Below are 16,711 nucleotides of genomic sequence, written 5' to 3'. Positions count from 1 at the left end.
TCCGATGCCGGGCTCGGCATACCTCCGCCGCTAGGGTCGTCGCCATGAGCAGCGCCGCCGCCAGCCCCGCCCGGGTCGTCCCCGAGGGACGGGATCTCACCCTGGATCTGACCCGCGTCGCCTGCGTCGTCCTCGTGGTGTTCGTGCACATCCTCTTCACGGGCGTCGGCCGACGGGCCGACGGCTCCCTGCTCATCGAGCGCACGGTGGAAGGGCAGTCCTGGTTCGATGCGGCGAGCTGGATCCTGAACATCATGCCGCTCTTCTTCGTCGTCGGCGGCTACGCGGCGCGGGCCGGCTGGCGCTCCGCCCAGCATCGTGGCGAGGATGCGGTCGGCTTCGTGCGATTGCGTCTGGCCCGCCTGGCCCGCCCGGCGATCCCCGTGTTCGTCTTCTTCACCGTTGCGCTCGCAGCGACCCGGCTGCTCGGGGTCGATCCCGCTCTGGTCGACACGATCGCCATCGGCATCGGATCCCCCCTGTGGTTCCTCGCCGCGTACCTGCTCGTGCAGGCCCTGGCTCCGTGGATGGTCGGGCTCCATGCCCGTTTCGGCATGCGGGTCCCTCTGGTGCTGCTGGCCGGAGCCGCGGCGACCGACGCGCTGCGCTTCCTCGTGGCGGGCGGCCTGCTCGGCCTCGGCCATGTCCCGTCGACGGGCTATGGCATCGGAAGTGAGCTGTTCGGCATCCCCAATGTGGCGTTCGTGTGGCTGTTCGCCCAGCAGGTCGGCTTCCTCCTGTACGACGGATGGTTCACCCGCCGCCGCTTCTGGCAGCTGCTCGGCGTCATCGCGATCGGCTATCTCGGCATCTGGGGTCTGGTCTCGCTCGGCGGATACTCCTGGAACATGCTCAGCAACCAATGGCCGCCGACGACCCCGCTCGCGATCCTCGCCGTCGTGCAGGCGGCGGGGCTCACCATGCTGCACGGTCCGCTCACCGCTCTCATGCGCACGCGCGTCGTGCAGGGCGCGGTGCTCCTGATCGGGTCACGTCTCATGACGGTGTACCTGTGGCATCTGCCGATGATCATGGTCCTGATCGGCGTGCAGCTGCTGCTGCCGGTGCCCATGCCGGCTCCGGGGAGTCCGGCATGGTGGTGGACCAGGGTGCCGTTCCTCATCATCGTGCTCGCTGCGGTGTGGCTGCTGTCGCTCTGGCTCGTGCGCTTCGAGAAGGCGCCGGCCATGGGCGCCCAGCCCTCCCTCGGCAGGACGGCGGTCGCGGTCGTGGTCTTCCTGCTGCCGATCCTCGCCATCACCGCCTACGGCCTGGATCTGCCGCTCGCCGTGTGCGCCCTGAGCGGGACCGTCCTGGCGCTGATGCTGGTCGGGGCGTACCGCGCTCCGCTCACGCCCGCGGGAGCCTCGGCACCGCATCGATGAGGGCGCGCGTGTAGGAGCTCTCCGGATCGGCGAGCACCTCGGCGGTCCGCCCCGCGTCGACCACGCGTCCGCCCTGCAGCACCACGACGTCCGCGCAGAGCTCGGCGACGATCGACAGGTCGTGCGAGACCATGACGAGTGTCAGGCCGTGCTCGACCTGAAGCCGCGCCAGCAGGCGCACCACCTCGAGCCTGGTCGACAGGTCGAGAGCGCTCACGGGCTCATCCGCGAGCAGCACCCGGGGGCGTGTGATCAGCGCACGGGCGATCGCGATCCGCTGCCGCTGACCGCCGGAGAACTCATGCGGATAGCGCAGCAGCGCGTCGTCCTCGAGCTCGACGTCGCGCAGCGCCTCGGCCAGCCGGCCCCGGCCCGATGGCCGTGCCGTCCGATCCCCGTCGCTCTCTCCCTCGCCGAGCCACCGCAGCGGCTCCGCGAGGATCGAGTCGACGCGCTGACGAGGGTCCAGTGAGGCGTAGGGATCCTGATAGACCGGCTGCACCGCGCGGCGGAACGCCCGCACGGACTCCCGGGATCCACCCGCCGGCGGGGCGCCCTCGAACAGCACTGCACCGGACGTCGGGCGGCGCAGGCCGAGCATGAGCGAGAGCAGGGTGGTCTTGCCGGATCCGGATTCGCCGACCAGCCCCAGACTGCGCCCAGCGGAGACCCCGAAGGTCACATCCTGAAGCGCCGCCGGTGCCGAACGTCGATAGTGGTGCGAGACGCCGTCGAGCGTGAACAACGCGGTCATACTCGGCCTCCCTCTCCCCCGGCACCGCTCAGACGGTCGAGTGCGGACTCGAGCGCGCGGGCGGACTCCACCAGTCGGCGGGTGTAGTCGTGTTCGGGGGCGGTCACGATGCGCCGCGCCGGCCCCTCCTCGACGGCCTCGCCGCGACGGAGCACGATCGCGCGCTCCGCGATCCCCGCGACGACCGCGAGATCGTGCGAGACGAACACGAGCGACGTCCCGTGCCTTCGCACGGCGTCGTCGAGCAGCTCGAGGACGGTCGCCTGCACGGTCACGTCGAGCGCGGTGGTCGGTTCGTCCGCGAGCAGCACGTCGGGACGGCAGGCCAGCGCCATCGCGATCGCGACGCGCTGGCGCTGTCCGCCGGAGAGCTCGAACGGGTAGCGTCTCAGCAGCCGCTCCGGATCGGGCAGACGCACCTCCGCGGCTGCGGCGAGCACTTCGGCGCGCAGCTCGGCGCCCCGCAGGCCGCGATGCCGACGCACCGGGCGGGCGATCTGGTCGCCCACCCGCATGAGCGGGTCGAGCGCCGACGACGGATCCTGGAACACGGCCGCGATCCGCGACCCGCGGATCCGCTGCAGCGCACGTTCGGGGGCGCCGATCAGTTCGGCGCCATCGAGCCGGATCGACCCGGTCGCGGTGAGTCCCGGGGGCAGCAGCCCCAGCAGGGCGAGGCCGGTGAGCGTCTTGCCGGATCCGGACTCGCCGACGAGCCCCAGCCGCTCGCCCGGGCCGAGGTCGAGATCGAGGCCGCGCACGAGCTCCGCGCCGGCGTCGGAGACGATGCGGAGTCCCCGCACCTGTACGTCCGCGCCCATCAGCTCCTCCCCCGACGAGTCGGATCGAATCGCTCGCGCAGCCCGTCCGCGACGGCGTTCGCGCCCAGCACGAGCAAGGCGATCACGATTCCAGGGATCACGGCGCCCCAGGGCGACGTGAGCACGGTGGACTGGGCCTCCTGCAGCAGGCGCCCGAGCGAGGAGTTGGGCGGCGGCACACCGAGCCCGAGATAGGACAGCGAGGCCTCGGCCATGATGGCCGCGCCGAACAGCACGGCGAGGTTCACGGCGAGAGCCGGCCAGATGTTCGGGAGCACGTGCCGGGCGAGCACGCCCAGGGTCGGCGCGCCCGATGTGCGCGCCGCGGTCACGAAGCTCTGCGACAGCACGCCCTTGACCAGGATGCGGGTGAAGCGCGAGACGATCGCGGACCCCGCGATTCCGATCGCGACGATCGCGGTGTCCAGACCCGGCCCGCGCGCGGCGACGATCAGCATCGCCAGCAGCAGCGTCGGGAACGCGATCAGCACATCCAGGAACGATGACACCGCATCGTCCACCCACCCGGGCAGCAGGGCGGCCGTCGTGCCGATGACGAAGCCGATGACCGCGGCCAGGGCGACGGATCCGATGCCGACCAGAATCGCGATGCGAGTGCCGGCGAGCACCTGGCTGAACAGGTCGCGACCGAGCCGATCGGTGCCGAGCAGATGCGCGCCGCCCGGGGGCGCGAGACGTCCGCCGGAGGTGTCGTCCAGCGCGAACGGGGTCCAGAATGCGGAGAGGATCGCCGCAGCGGCCAGGATCACGAGGATCACGAGACCGACCACGAGGGTCACGTCGCGCCGACCGATCCGGGCGCTCATGCGACAGCCGCCCTGGCCGAGATGCTGCCGCGCAGTCGCGGATCGACGAGCCGCTGCACGACGTCGGCGACGAATCCGATCACGAGGACGAGCGCGGTGGTCACGACCAGCACGCCCTGGATGCTCGGGTAGTCGTGCTCGCCCACTGCCTTGACCAGCAGCGCGCCGAGTCCGGGCAGCGTGAACACCGACTCCACGACGACCGCGCCGAGGAGGGTCGAGGCGAGCTCCATGCCGAGGATCGAGATCACGGGGACGGCGGCGTTGCGCACGCCGTGCGCGACGAACGCGCCGGTGCGGCTCTCGCCCAGCGCACGGGCGGTGCGCAGGTAGTCGGAGTCGAGCACGTCGAGCGTCGCGGAGCGCACGTAGCGCGCAAGCGATGCGCTCATCACCACGACGATCGTGAGGATCGGCAGCGCGAGCGAGGTGAGCGCGGCGACCGGGTCGGCCCAGTCGTCCCGCGGGAACCCGCCGGACGGCAGCAGCCGGAGAGTCAGCGCGAACAGCCACACCGCCAGCAGCCCGACCCAGAACACCGGCACCGCGATGCCGAGCTGCGTGAACGCGCCGAGCAGAACGCCGTACCAGCGCCTCGCCCGCGTGGCCGCGACCACGCCGATCACCGCGCCCAGCAGCGTGGCGATGACGAACGAGATGAGCGCGAGCGGCAGCGTGACCGCGAGCCGTGCGGCGATGTCCGCTGCGACCGGCGCCCCCGACGTGAACGACGTGCCGAGATCACCGCGCAGCAGGCCTCCGAGCCACGCGACCAGCTGCACGAGGATCGGCTTGTCGGATCCGACCTGCTCGCGCGCCGCCCGGATCTGTTCGGGCGTCGCATTCAGCGAGATCAGCGCGTTCGCCGGATCCCCGGGCAGCACCCGCAGCAGCAGGAACACCACCAGCATCCCGACGACGAACGACAGCAGCAGGAAGAACAGGCGACGCACGAGATACCGGGTCACCGCGCTGCTCTCCTCCCGGCGCGCGTGCAGGCGCGGGTCACTGGGTCTTCTCGATGCCCGCCACGAAGAACTGGGAGTTCAGACCGTGGACAGGGTATCCCTTCAGCGAGCTCGAGGCCACGACGATCTGCGGCGCGAGGAACAGCCAGTCGCTCGCGGCGTCCTCGGCGATCTGACTGTTGACCTTCTTCAGGATCGCGGTCTGCTCATCCGTCGTGCTCGCCTGCTCGGCGTCGGCGACCCACTGCACCACCTGGGGGTTGTCGTAGCCCCAGTAGAAGTCAGGGTTGCCGTACCAGACCAGGTCGCGGTCGTTGACGTGCTCCTGGAGCGTGGCGGTGAACGCCTTCTTCTGGAAGACGTTCGTGTACCACTGGTCTTCGGAGATCGTGTTGATGGTGACGGTGACGCCGACCTTCGCGAGCTCCGACTTGATGAACTCGGCGACCGCGGGGTGCGGGTCGTAGGACGGGGTGTCGAGCGTGAAGGCGAGGTTCGACTGCCCGGCCTCGGCCAGCAGCGCCTTCGCGGCGGAGGGGTCGTACGGGTTCACCTTCGTGAGGTCCTCGTACCACGGGTCGGTGGGCGGGACCATGGATCCGATCAGGGTGCCGCGACCGGCCCAGATCGAGTCGAGGAGCTTCTTGTTGTCGATCGCCTGGGTGATCGCCTTGCGCACGCGCTTGTCGTCGAACGGCGCGACCTTGTCGTTGAAGGCCAGCAGCTCCTTGACCGTGGAGGTGTTCTCGGACACGGTGTACGCCTTGTTGCCGGTGAACTGCGTGAGAGCGTCGGGGCTCTGCACCTGGGTGACGATGTCGACCGCGTTGGTCAGCAGGGCGTTGGAGAGAGCAGAGGCATCGGTGAAGTAGGTGAAGACGACCTCCTTGCTCTTCGCGGCGGTGCCCCAGTAGCCGGCGAAGCGCTTGAGCGACAGCGAGCTGTCGCGCTTGAACTTGTCGACCGCATAGGGACCGGTGCCGTCCTCGGCGGTCTTCAGGTCCTTCGCGTCGGTGTTCACGATCCACACGTAGGTGAGGTTGTACGGGAACGAGATGGACCGCGACTTCAGGTGGAACACGACGGTCTGCGGGTCGGGGGTGTCCACGCTCGCGACCACGGCCAGCTGCGACTTGCGCGCCGACTGCGAGCCGTCGGCGAGCACGCGCTCGAGGGAGGACTTCACGTCGGCGCTCGTGAGCGTCTTGCCGGAGTGGAACTTCACGCCGTCGCGGATCTTGACCGTGTACGTCAGGCCGTCGGCGCTCACCTGATAGTCCGTGGCGAGGCGCTTCTCCACTTTGCCGTCGTCGGTGAGCTGGAACAGCCCCTCATACACGTTGCCGTTCAGCGCCTCGGTCACGCCCTGGCCGCCGGCGTCAACGTTGGAGAGGTTCCGCGGCGCGGCGAGCGAGCCGATCTGGATGGTGGCGTCGGGATCCACCTTGCCGCCGGCAGTCGAGCCGGATCCGGAGGAGCACGCCGTGGCGAGCACGGCGACGACGGTGAGGGCGGCGGCGAGGCCGGCGATCCGGGAGATCTTCATGGGTGTCCTCTGCAGGGCGCGTCGGGTGACGCGGGATCCACCCGGGGGCGGATCGGATCGGTTACGGGTCAGTGGGTGTCGGGGAGCGGGATGCGCTCCCCCGCCGTCACCGGCGTCGCGATCCGGTTCGCGAGCGGCGGCAGCGGGCAGTTGTACTGGTCGGAGAAGCCGCAGGGCGGCACGAACGCGCGGTTGAAGTCGAGCACGACCTCGCGCGGGCCCGAGGCGCGACCGGAGTCGTCCTGCACGAACAGGAAGCGGCCGGGGCCGTAGGTGCGCTGGGACGGATCCTCGCTGCGGTTGGTGGGGTCGCCGAAGACGAGCAGCAGGGTGCCGCCGTCATCGAAGGCGTCCAGGTCGTAGTCGGTGCCGTCGATCGTGACGGCGAGGTCGCCGGGCACCGGAAGCTCTCGGGTGAAGCCGTTGTCGCGCAGGTGCTCGTACGGCACCGCACGGCCGCCGTCGAGCGGGGTGAAGGTACCGGTGATGCGCCAGGCCGGGTCGTAGTCGAAGGTCTCGATGCCCTCGAACTCCCGGATGGCCGGGGACGCCGAGTCCCAGAATCGCAACCCGCGCTCGGGTTCCCCGGTGTCGAGGTGGCGCCGGGTCAGTTCGGTCACGACGACCGTGGGCGCGAGTCCCTCCGCGGCCTGGGCGGCCGTCGTCGTGTCGTCGGGCCGGAGCCACCGCGTCTCGATCAGCGCGAGATTGCCCTGCGGCGAGGTCACGGCGGCGAGCCGGTCGGCCTTCCACTGAGCGTGGGCCGCCTCGGCGGACACGTCTGGCGTCGGGTTCTCGGGCATCTTATCAGGGTAGGTCGCGGAGCTCACATCGATGCGAACGCATGTCACCGGGCGTAGCATTCCCGCGGCGCACCGCCGGGCGCGTCGTCGGAGTGGTCCGCGCGGCCCGGAAACACGAAAGCCCCCGGCGAACCGAGGGCTTTCGTGTGTTGCCTGTGACCCCAGCGGGATTCGAACCCGCGTTACCGCCGTGAGAGGGCGGCGTACTAGGCCGCTATACGATGGGGCCGTCTTTGCGATCCGTTTCCGTCTCGCGACAACCGTTCAAGTATGACATGACCCCCAGCGCCCGCCAAATCGAGCCGGGCCCGACGCGAACCCCGGGTGTGTCGCGGCCCTGCGGGATTACGCTCGAGGAATGCGCATCACCAAGCATGAGCACGCGGCGCTCCGCGTCGAGGACCACGGGCAGACCCTGCTGATCGATCCGGGGAGCTTCACGCTCCCGCTGGACGAGCTGCAGCATCTCGTCGGCATCGTGATCACCCACGAGCACCCGGATCACTGGACACCCGACCATCTGGATCGGATCCTGCGCGATGCGGCGGGAACGCCGATCTTCGCACCGGCCGGCGTCGTCCGCGCCGCCGAGGGGTACGAGATCACCGAGGTCGCGCCCGGAGACACCGCGACCGCAGGAGACTTCACACTGCGCTTCTTCGGCGGCGTGCACGCCGAGATCCACTCCTCGATCCCGCTCATCGACAACGTCGGCGTGCTCGTGGACGACGAGCTGTACTACCCCGGCGACTCCTACGCCGTGCCGGAAGGCGTCGAGGTGGGAACCCTCGCAGCGCCGCTCGGCGCACCCTGGCTGAAGATCGGCGAGGCGATCGACTTCGTGCTCGCCGTGAAGCCGCGTCGCGCGTTCGGCACGCACGACATGACGCTCTCGGTGATCGGCGCGACCATGCACCGCGCACGCCTGAAGTGGGCCACCGAGCAGGACGGCGGAGAGTTCTTCGAACTGAACCCCGGCGACGACCTCGAGGTCTGAGGTGGCCGCCTCACGCCTCCTCCCCTCGCCGACCCCCCGGATCCGCTTCCGGGAGATGGACGACGGCGACCTCGATCCGATGGCCGCGCTCCTCGGGGATCCCGAGGTCATGGCGTTCTATCCGGCCCCGAAGACGAGGAACGAGAGCGCCGAGTGGATCGCGAACCAGCGCCGGCGCTATGAGCAGGACGGCCACGGCCTCTGGATCATCGAAACCGCGGAGGGTGAGTTCCTGGGCGACTGCGGGATCACCTGGCAGGCGTACAACGGCATCGCCGTCCGCGAGGTCGGGTACCACGTCCGCACGGATCGGCAGGGCGAGGGTTTCGCCACCGAGGCCGCACAGGCCTGCGTCGAGCTCGTGCGCAGCGTGTTCGCCCCGACCGCGCTGACCGCCATCGTCCATCCGCAGAACGCCGCGTCGCTGCGGGTGGCGGCCAAGCTCGGCATGACGCACATCGCCGACGACCACGCTCATCCGTGGATCGTTCGCACGGTCATGGGGATGCAGGTCGCTCCTCGGGGCTAGCCGGCGGCGACGATGCGGCATTCCGTCGCGAGACGACGGCGACGGCGGCGGAGGACGCGACCACGGCCACGAGAGCCCCGAGCAGGATCGCGGCCCCCTCTCCGGGCAGCAGCGCCTTGGTCTCGACGCCGAGCGCCACCGCCGCGACGGGGACGCCGAGCTGCCCTGCCGACGCCACCGCCTGCGTCCAGGGCAGACCCGTGATGCGCCCTGCGAGGTGGGCGATGATCGCCGCGGCGCCGAGCACGAGTCCCAGCAAGATCATCTGCGGATGGGATCCCAGATCTCGGAGATTGATCGAGGCGCCGAGCCAGACGAAGAACAGCGGGCCGAAGAAGCCCTCGGTCATCCCGAACAGCTGGCGGGCCAATCGACGTGGCTGCCCGACCGCGGAGAGCACGAGCCCCAGGGTGAAGCCCGCCATCATGACCGAGACGTGCGTGAACTGGGCGATGCCGGCCAGCCCGAACAGGGCGAGCAGGCTGAACCGCAGCTCGAGCGCGAACCGGCGCGACTCCGACACCTCGTGCAGGACGCGAAGCCGATGCGTGCCGATCCGGCGCAGCAGCACCACGAGCAGAACGCCCACCACAGCGATGCCGACCCCGCCGAGCGCGACGAGCGGCACTCTCTCCGGCTGCAGTACGAGCGGGAGCGCCACGATGCACGCGACATCGGCGATCGCGATCTGCGCGATCAGCTGCGGGGCGGAATCGGCCGAGATGTCCAGGGACTGCAGCATCGGCAGCACGAGGGCGGCGGACGAGGATGCGATGAGCACGGCGTAGACCGCACCGTGCGAGGTCCCGAACAGCAGCGCCGCCCCGACGCCGAGCGCCACGGCGACCGCGGCCACGATCGCGGCTCCGGCCGCCCCGCGTCCCACCGCCGCGCGCACGACGGTGTCCCGGATCGGGATGTGCGAGCCGATCACGAGCATGATCAGGCCGAACCCGAGCTGGGCGAGCAGCGTGAACGTCGGCTCCGCCGCATCCACCCACCCGAACCCGGTCGATCCGATCGCGAGTCCCGCAGCGAGCTCCCCGGCGATCACCGGGATCCGCCACGCGCGCCGCGCGGAGAGCACGGGACCGGCCAGTCCCACCAGCACCAGCAGCGCCAGCGTCGCGAACGTCATGGCCACACTCTAGATCCGCCGGTCCGGGTAGTCCGGGATCCGGAGCGCGCCCGAGCCGTGCCGCCCGCAGGGCGCGCGGCTCAGGCGACGAGGACGCCCTGCGCCTCGCGCACGCGGATCGCACGCCTCTGGTGATCGCGCTGCTCGAGCACGAGACGGCGGAGCGCGGCAGGAGCGTCCGGGTGCGCCTCGATCCAGGCGTCCACGAGCTCCGTGCTCTCCGCCTCGGGGTAGAGCCCGATCACCAGGCGCCGGGCGATCTCGATCGAGCGCTCGTTCCATGCCGCCTCGATGCGCGAGAAGTACTCGGCGTCGAAGACCTCGACGAGATCGCGGCGCCCGCCGGCGTCGAAGCCGCGGATCGTGGCGTCGAGGTGATCGTTCGTGAGCGTCAGATCGCCCCACGCGGCGCGCCAGTCGGCCGCGCGCACGGCGGCGCTCGGCGTCGAGGCCGCCGCGGCGAGGGCGGCCGTGCGCCCGCTCGCCGTGTGGTCGCGCAGCTGCTCCTCCGTGATCTCCTCCGCGCCGGCATGGCCCGTCGCGACGAGCGCGGTGAGCAGCGCCCAGCGCAGATCGGCATCCATCGGGAGCCCTTCGGGCCCGGATCCGATCAGCAGCGTGGAGACATCGAGACGCCGACCGTCGTCGAAGGCGGCAGCGGCGGCGAACGCGCGCGCCCAGATCAGCTGAGCGTCGCTGCCGGGCGCAGCTCCGCCGAGCGCCGCCCACGTCGCGTCCAGCCAGCCGCGCCGGGCGTCGGCCCGCTCGGAGTCCGGCAGATAGTGCCCGATCGCGAACGGAGCGTTCAGCACGACCCCGCCGAGCAGAGCGCTGTCGGTCTCCCGCGGCGCGTGCGCGACGACGATCTCGAGGTACGTCGCGACGGCGAGCTCGCCGTCGCGCGTGGCGTTCCACAGCGCCGACCAGACCAGGCCGCGCGCGAGGGGATCCTCCAGCGAGGACAGGCCGCGCTCGACCGCGGACAGCGAACGCTCGTCGAGCCGCGCCTTCGCGTAGGTGAGATCGCCGTCGTTGAGCAGGACCAGATCGGCGTCCGGGAGGGCGACCTCAGTCCGCTCCTCGGCGAGATCGACCGGGATCCGTTCGCGCAGCACGAGCGCGTCGTCCCGCAGGTCGTACAGGCCGACTTGCAGCCGATGCGGACGCGGATCCGTCTGGACGAGGACGACGTCGTCCCCGTCGCGCTCGATGCTCAGAGTGCTCATTCCGGTGGTCTGCAGCCATGCCTGCGCCCAGACCCGCATGTCGCGGCCGGACGCCTGCTCCAGCTCGACCAGCAGGTCCTCGAGCGTGGTGTTGCCGTACGCGTGCCGGGCGAAGTAGCGGCGGGCGCCCTCGAAGAACGCGTCCTCGCCGACGAACGCGACGAGCTGCTTGAGCACCGCGGCGCCCTTGGCGTAGGTGATCCCGTCGAAGTTCAGCTTCGCGGCCTCGAGGTCGGGGATGTCGGCGACGATCGGGTGCGTGCTCGGCAGCTGGTCCTGCGTGTACGCCCATGCCTTGCGCCGGTTCGCGAAGGCGACCCAGGCGTCGGTGTACTCGGTCGCGGCGACCGATGCGTGCGAGCCCATGTAGTCGGCGAACGACTCCTTGAGCCACAGGTCGTCCCACCACTGCATCGTCACGAGATCGCCGAACCACATGTGCGCCATCTCGTGCAGGATCGTGTTCGCGCGCGCCTGGCGCTGGGCGCGGGTCGCGGCTCCGCGGTACAGATACGCCTCGGTGAAGGTGACCAGGCCGGGGTTCTCCATCGCGCCGATGTTGTACTCGGGCACGAAGATCTGGTCGTACTTCCCCCACGGATACGGGAAGGCGAACGCCTCCGCGAAGAAGTCCAGACCCTGCCGCGTGATCTCGAGGATCTCATCGGCGGCCAGGTGCTCGGCCATCGACGCGCGGCTGAGCACGGAGAGCGGCACGACGACGTCGTCACGGCGCCACTCCGATGACACGCGCGCATAGGGACCCGCCGCGATGCAGGTCAGATAGCTGGACAGCGGCAGGGTCGGTGCGAACTCGACGGTCTGCGCCCCGTCACGGACGCTCGTCGTGACCGGCGACTGGTTCGACAGCACCTCCCAGCCCTCCGGGGCGGTCACCACGACCGCGATCGCCGCCTTCATGTCCGGCTGCTCGAAGCACGCCATGAACCGGCGCGCATCGGCCGGCTCGTCGTGCGTGTACAGGTAGACGCCCCCGTCGACCGGATCGACGAAGCGATGCAGCCCCTCACCGGAACGGCTGTAGGCGCCGGTGGCGCGGATGACGACGGTGTTGTGCCCTGCCAGGCCACGGAGGCGCACGCGCGCACCGTCCCACTCGACGTCACGGGCCTGCCCGTTCACCACGACCTCGTGCACGGCCTCACCGAGGAAGTCCACCCAGGTCTCGGCCGTCCTCGCGTCGAACTCGAGCGACGTCGTCACGGGGAATCCCGTGTTCGCGACGTCGACGGCGCCGGTGACGTCGAGCTCGAGGCGGATGCGGTGCAGGTCGACGGCCGCGGATCGCTCGGCCGTCTCGGTGCGGGTGAGGTTGGCGGTGCTCATGAATCCATCGTTCCATGATCCGAGCCTGTGCCGGGCGCCCGGGCGCTGTGCCAGCATGGTCGCATGACAGAGCAGACCGCTTCCCTCCCCGAGCGCAGCAGGATCGTGCAGGAGCACGTGCGGGCGGCAGGCCTCGCCTCGCAGGTGCGCGAGCTGCCCGACTCCGCGCGCACCGCCGTCGAGGCCGCAGCCGCGCTGGGCTGCGAGGTCGGCGCGATCGGATCCAGTCTGCTCTTCCTCGCCGACGGCGAGCCGCTTCTCGTGATGACGAGCGGGCGGCACCGCGTCGACGTCGGTATTCTCACCGCGGCCGTGGCTGCGGAGTCGGTCGCGATGGCCCCCGCCGCGACCGTGCGCGAGGTGACAGGACAGGCCATCGGCGGGGTCGCCCCGGTCGGCCACCCCGCCCCGGTGCGCACCCTCGTCGATGCGGCGCTGCGGGACTACGAGACCGTGTGGACCGCCGGCGGAACCCCGCACACCGTGATGCCGATGACGTTCGACGAGCTCGTGGCTCTCACGGGCGGCGCTGTCGTGGTCGTCGCGGAGGACTGAACACGCTCCTTCGCGGGCTCCGTGGTGCGATCCAGGAGGCGTCCAGACTCGGTGCCTACCGTGGAAAGGGATGTCACGGAACGGTAACAGCAGGATCAGTTCTCTCGACGGACTCCGCGGCCTCGCGGCGGGGATCGTCCTCATCCACCACGCCTCGCTCATCGCGGAGCCGTGGGTCGATCCCGCCGGGTGGGCGCTGCTGACGCAGTCGCCGCTCAAGCTGCTCCTGGCCGGATCCGAGGCCGTCATGGTCTTCTTCGTGCTGTCCGGCATGGTCGTCGCCCTGCCTGCGCTGCGGACGGGGTTCTCCTGGGCGCGCTACTACCCGGCACGCCTGGTGCGGCTGTACGTGCCGGTGATCGCGGCGCTCGGCGGCGCCGCGCTGCTCGTCCAGGTGATCCCGCGCGATGCGTCCACGATGCCCGAGGACTCCTGGATGCAGGACGCGCAGGCCACCACCGTCTCGGCCGGCGACGTGCTGTCGCAGATGACGCTGCTGCGGTCGAACTATCCGATCGACAACGTGCTGTGGTCATTGCGCTGGGAGTTGTTCTTCTCGCTGCTGCTGCCGCTGTACCTCTGGGTCGCGCTGCGGGTGCGCCGCTTCGCGGTGCCCGCCGCCGTGCTCGCGATCGTGCTGATGTTCGTGGGCCGTACGACGGGACAGTCCGCGCTCGCCTACCTGCCGGTGTTCCTGCTCGGCACGCTGATCGCCGTGCGCTTCCCCGATCTGCGGGCCTGGGCCGAGCGACCACGGGTGCGTCGGCTCCTCCCCTGGTTCGCGGTGGCCGCCTCGATCCTGCTCATCGCGAGTTGGTTGACGCGTCCGCTCACGGCGGGAACGGTCGCGGCCGACGTGCTGTGGGCGCTCGCCGGGGCCGGTGCCGCGCTGCTGGTCGTGATCGCCCTCGTCTGGCCGGGCGCGCACCGGGTGCTCGACACCCGGCCGATGCAGTGGCTGGGCTCGGTGTCGTTCAGCCTGTACCTCGTGCACGCGCCGATCCTGGCGTCGCTCTGCTACCTGCTCGGGGCCGAGCAGTGGTGGCTCGCGTGCCTCATCGGGATGCCCCTGAGCCTCGTCGCGGCGGCGCTCTTCCACGCGCTCGTCGAAAGGCAGGCGCAGGACCTGGCCCGCCAGGTCGGCGACATCGGGGCGGCGCTGGCCGAGCGGGTGCACGTGGGCCGGATCCGCGCGGCCCGCCGGGTGGTGCTCGCCCGCGCGCAGTAGCGGCCAGGTGGCACCCCGTCGACTCCGACTCGGAGCGGAAGGACTACGAGGTGGTGGGGTCCGAGATCACGTGCGGGCCTCGGCCTCGCGGCGCACGCGGCGCCGGGACACGGCGCCGTAGATCCCGCGCAGCACGGCGCGGGCGCCGAAGCGTACCGCGATCCCGGTCGCACCGAAAGCGCACGCGATCAGCACCGCCCTCGGATCGTGCAGATCCACGTCGAACACCCGGGATCCGAGCGGGGTGAGGATCACGACGAGCATTCCGCCGATCATCGCCCCGACCAGTCCGACCTTCCACGGCCGGAACGGTCGGGCCACGGTGATCAGCACGAAGAACGCCACGATCACGAGCGCCAGGAACCCCGTCGACGAGGTGAGCACGCGCTCGGAGTGATCCGTGCCGAACACGGCGCGCGCGGTCAGGTACGCGCCGTAGGACGCGAGCGCCGCGCCGATCCCGCCGGGCACAGCCGCATCCAGCACCCGGCGCACGAAGCCTTCCTGCGCGCGGGCCGTGTTCGGGGCGAGTGCGAGGAAGAACGCCGGGATCCCGATCGTGAACCAGGCGATCAGAGTGACGTGCCGGGGCAGGAACGGGAACGGCACCGCCGTGACGGCGACCAGCAGCGCCAGCAGGATCGAGTACAGCGTCTTGGTGAGGAACAGCGTCGCGACCCGCTCGATGTTGCCGATCACCCGACGCCCCTCCGCGACCACATGCGGCAGCGTGGCGAAGGAGTTGTCCAGCAGCACGATGCGCGACACCGCGCGCGCCGCGGGCGACCCGGATCCCATCGCCACGCCCACATCGGCGTCCTTCAGAGCGAGCACGTCGTTGACCCCGTCGCCCGTCATCGCCACGACGTGGCCGTCGCCCTGCAGGGAGTGCACCATCGCGCGCTTCTGCGTGGGCGTGACCCGGCCGAAGGCGGTGCGGCCCTGCACCTCCGCATCGAAGTGCGCGGACTCCGGATCCAGCGTGCGCGCGTCGACCGCGTTGCGTCCATCGGGCACCCCGGCCTCGGCAGCGATGGCGCCCACCGCCGCGGCGTTGTCGCCTGAGATGACCTTGATCGCCACGTTCTGCTGGGCGAAGTAGGCGATCGCGCCGGGCGCCTCGGCGCGCAGCCGCTGGTCGAGGATCACGAGCGCGCTCGCGACGAGGCCGTCGGGAAGGCCGTCGCCATCGGCCTCGGCATCCGGCAGGGCCGATGCGGTGCGGGCGAGGGCGAGCACGCGCAGCCCCTCGGAGGCGAGCGCGTCCGAGCGGGTGCGCGTGGCGTCGCCGACGGCGAGCAGCACGTCCGGGGCGCCGAGCACCCAGCTCTCCACGGCGCCGGTGGCGACATCGGCCGTCTGCATCGCCGCCCATTTGCGGGCCGAGGAGAAGGCGATCGAGGTGTGCACCGGAAGAGCCGGCACGTCACCCACGTGCTCGAGGATCGCGGCCATGCTGGCGTTGGGCTTGCCCTCCGCGCGCCCGATCGCGGCGAGGGCCCCCTCGATGCGGTCATCGGCCTCGCCGAGTCGTTCCACGGCGCCCACCCGCATGCCGTCCTCGGTGAGCGTCCCGGTCTTGTCGGTGCAGACCACGTCGACCCGGGCGAGCTGCTCGATCGCGGGCAGGTCCTGCACCAGGCAGTGCCGGCGGCCGAGGCGGATCACGCCCACCGCCATGGCGACGCTCGTCATCAGCACGAGGCCCTCCGGCACCATGGGCACGAGCGCGGCGACGAGGCCGCGCACGGCGTTGCGCCAGTCCTCCGCGTGCCCCCAGATCTGGTTGACGATGGTGAGCACGCCCACCGGGATCAGTGCCCAGGTGACGTATTTGAGGATCTGATCGATCCCGGCGCGCAACTGCGAGGACGGCTTGCGGAACTCGGAGGCCTCCTTCGCGAGCCGCGCGGCGAATGCGTGCTCGCCGACCGCCGTCGCGCGGAAGCTCGCCGATCCCGCGGCGACGAAGCTGCCCGACTTGAGCTCGTATCCGGCGCCGGCGAGAACCGGCTCCGACTCGCCCGTGAGCAGCGACTCGTCCACCTCGAAACCCGTCGCATCGAGCACTTCGCCATCCACGGGGATCTGATCGCCCGCCGCGACCAGCACGACGTCGTCGAGCACGAGGTGCTCCACGTCGATCTCCGAGACGCCCTTGGCGCGCTCCACGCGGGCAGGGGCTTTGCTGAGCAGCGCGAGCCGGTCCAGTGTGCGCTTGGCGCGGATCTCCTGCACCATGCCGACGACGCTGTTGACGATGATGAGCAGACCGAACAGGCCGTCGATGAAGTAGCCGGTACCCAGGATGAGCAGGAGCATCACCAGGTAGATGCCGTTCACGCGGGTGAAGGCGTTCGCCCGGAAGATCTCCCCGAAGCTGCGGCTCGTGCGCGACTCGATGAGATTGCTCTCGCCGCGCGACATCCTCTCGGCCACCTGTGCGGCGGTCAGCGGGGCACGGGTCGCCGGGACGGGGCTTCCGGGTGTCATGCGATCACCGTAACAGCGCATGCTCGGCCGGGTCGGTGGGCGCCCGGGGCCGGCCGGTAGCCGCTCCGTGCTCCGCCCGTCCTCGCCCGGCGGC

The 16,711-nt window shown here is 70.8% G+C and carries 14 protein-coding genes and 1 tRNA gene; 5 read left to right on the top strand and 10 right to left on the bottom strand.

All coding sequences use genetic code 11. The features are described 5' to 3' along the window. Positions 1 to 44: 44 nt before the first annotated feature. Positions 45 to 1,385: an acyltransferase gene (locus LXM50_RS03550; RefSeq protein WP_233309883.1), complete on the top strand. Its 1,341-nt coding sequence runs from the start codon at positions 45 to 47 to the stop codon at positions 1,383 to 1,385. Here LXM50_RS03550 and LXM50_RS03545 read toward each other — a convergent pair. The 7 genes from LXM50_RS03545 to LXM50_RS03515 form a co-directional block, all read right to left on the bottom strand. Further along, a complete protein-coding gene (locus LXM50_RS03545) occupies positions 1,351 to 2,139 on the bottom strand; it encodes an ABC transporter ATP-binding protein (protein ID WP_233309882.1) in 789 nt (262 codons plus the stop codon). The two genes, LXM50_RS03550 and LXM50_RS03545, sit on opposite strands and share 35 nt — an antisense overlap. After that, on the bottom strand, positions 2,136 to 2,960 hold the full coding sequence (locus tag LXM50_RS03540) for an ABC transporter ATP-binding protein (RefSeq protein ID WP_233309879.1): 825 nt from the start codon (positions 2,958 to 2,960) through the stop codon (positions 2,136 to 2,138). The genes LXM50_RS03545 and LXM50_RS03540 overlap by 4 nt, the downstream gene beginning before the upstream one ends. Next, entirely contained in the window at positions 2,960 to 3,787 is an 828-nt protein-coding gene (locus LXM50_RS03535) for an ABC transporter permease (RefSeq protein ID WP_233309877.1), read from the bottom strand. The genes LXM50_RS03540 and LXM50_RS03535 overlap by 1 nt, the downstream gene beginning before the upstream one ends. Then, positions 3,784 to 4,755 carry an ABC transporter permease gene (locus tag LXM50_RS03530; protein ID WP_233309876.1) on the bottom strand — a complete coding sequence of 324 codons (972 nt, stop codon included), beginning with the start codon at positions 4,753 to 4,755 and terminating at the stop codon, positions 3,784 to 3,786. Before LXM50_RS03530 ends, LXM50_RS03535 begins: the two co-directional genes overlap by 4 nt. A gap of 37 nt (positions 4,756 to 4,792) precedes the next feature. Further along, complete coding sequence (locus LXM50_RS03525; RefSeq protein ID WP_233309874.1) at positions 4,793 to 6,301, bottom strand: ABC transporter substrate-binding protein; 1,509 nt, start codon at positions 6,299 to 6,301, stop codon at positions 4,793 to 4,795. Between the two features lie 68 nt (positions 6,302 to 6,369). Continuing rightward, the gene (locus LXM50_RS03520) at positions 6,370 to 7,104 is read right to left on the bottom strand and encodes a DUF1684 domain-containing protein (protein ID WP_233309872.1); all 735 of its coding nucleotides are present in this window, start codon (positions 7,102 to 7,104) and stop codon (positions 6,370 to 6,372) included. A 156-nt stretch (positions 7,105 to 7,260) separates the two neighbouring features. Beyond that, positions 7,261 to 7,333: transfer RNA gene (locus tag LXM50_RS03515), tRNA-Glu, on the bottom strand. A gap of 129 nt (positions 7,334 to 7,462) precedes the next feature. Between LXM50_RS03515 and LXM50_RS03510 the strand changes: the two genes are divergently transcribed. Then, positions 7,463 to 8,101 carry an MBL fold metallo-hydrolase gene (locus tag LXM50_RS03510; RefSeq protein WP_233309870.1) on the top strand — a complete coding sequence of 213 codons (639 nt, stop codon included), beginning with the start codon at positions 7,463 to 7,465 and terminating at the stop codon, positions 8,099 to 8,101. A gap of 1 nt (position 8,102) precedes the next feature. Further along, positions 8,103 to 8,630, top strand: a complete 528-nt coding sequence (locus LXM50_RS03505) for a GNAT family N-acetyltransferase (RefSeq protein ID WP_308192504.1) — start codon at positions 8,103 to 8,105, stop codon at positions 8,628 to 8,630. On the opposite strand, the gene LXM50_RS03500 is transcribed toward LXM50_RS03505, so the two are convergent. Together LXM50_RS03500 and pepN are read right to left on the bottom strand one after the other, a co-directional pair. Beyond that, positions 8,599 to 9,768 (bottom strand): cation:proton antiporter, encoded by a 1,170-nt coding sequence (locus LXM50_RS03500; protein WP_233309866.1) that lies wholly within the window; start codon positions 9,766 to 9,768, stop codon positions 8,599 to 8,601. The two genes, LXM50_RS03505 and LXM50_RS03500, sit on opposite strands and share 32 nt — an antisense overlap. Positions 9,769 to 9,848: 80 nt before the next feature. Then, positions 9,849 to 12,341 (bottom strand): aminopeptidase N, encoded by a 2,493-nt coding sequence (gene pepN, locus LXM50_RS03495; RefSeq protein ID WP_233309865.1) that lies wholly within the window; start codon positions 12,339 to 12,341, stop codon positions 9,849 to 9,851. A 63-nt stretch (positions 12,342 to 12,404) separates the two neighbouring features. Here pepN and LXM50_RS03490 point away from each other — a divergent pair, with 63 nt between their 5' ends. Continuing rightward, positions 12,405 to 12,896 (top strand): YbaK/EbsC family protein, encoded by a 492-nt coding sequence (locus LXM50_RS03490; RefSeq protein ID WP_233309864.1) that lies wholly within the window; start codon positions 12,405 to 12,407, stop codon positions 12,894 to 12,896. Between the two features lie 70 nt (positions 12,897 to 12,966). After that, positions 12,967 to 14,124, top strand: a complete 1,158-nt coding sequence (locus LXM50_RS03485) for an acyltransferase (RefSeq protein WP_233309862.1) — start codon at positions 12,967 to 12,969, stop codon at positions 14,122 to 14,124. 66 nt (positions 14,125 to 14,190) lie between these two features. Here LXM50_RS03485 and LXM50_RS03480 read toward each other — a convergent pair whose 3' ends face one another. Continuing rightward, positions 14,191 to 16,617 carry an HAD-IC family P-type ATPase gene (locus tag LXM50_RS03480; protein WP_233309860.1) on the bottom strand — a complete coding sequence of 809 codons (2,427 nt, stop codon included), beginning with the start codon at positions 16,615 to 16,617 and terminating at the stop codon, positions 14,191 to 14,193. Positions 16,618 to 16,711: the final 94 nt, after the last annotated feature.

Source organism: Microbacterium sp. Au-Mic1, from assembly GCF_021341785.1.
GTDB lineage: Bacteria > Actinomycetota > Actinomycetes > Actinomycetales > Microbacteriaceae > Microbacterium.
This window is presented reverse-complemented; position numbering and strand designations above follow the sequence as displayed.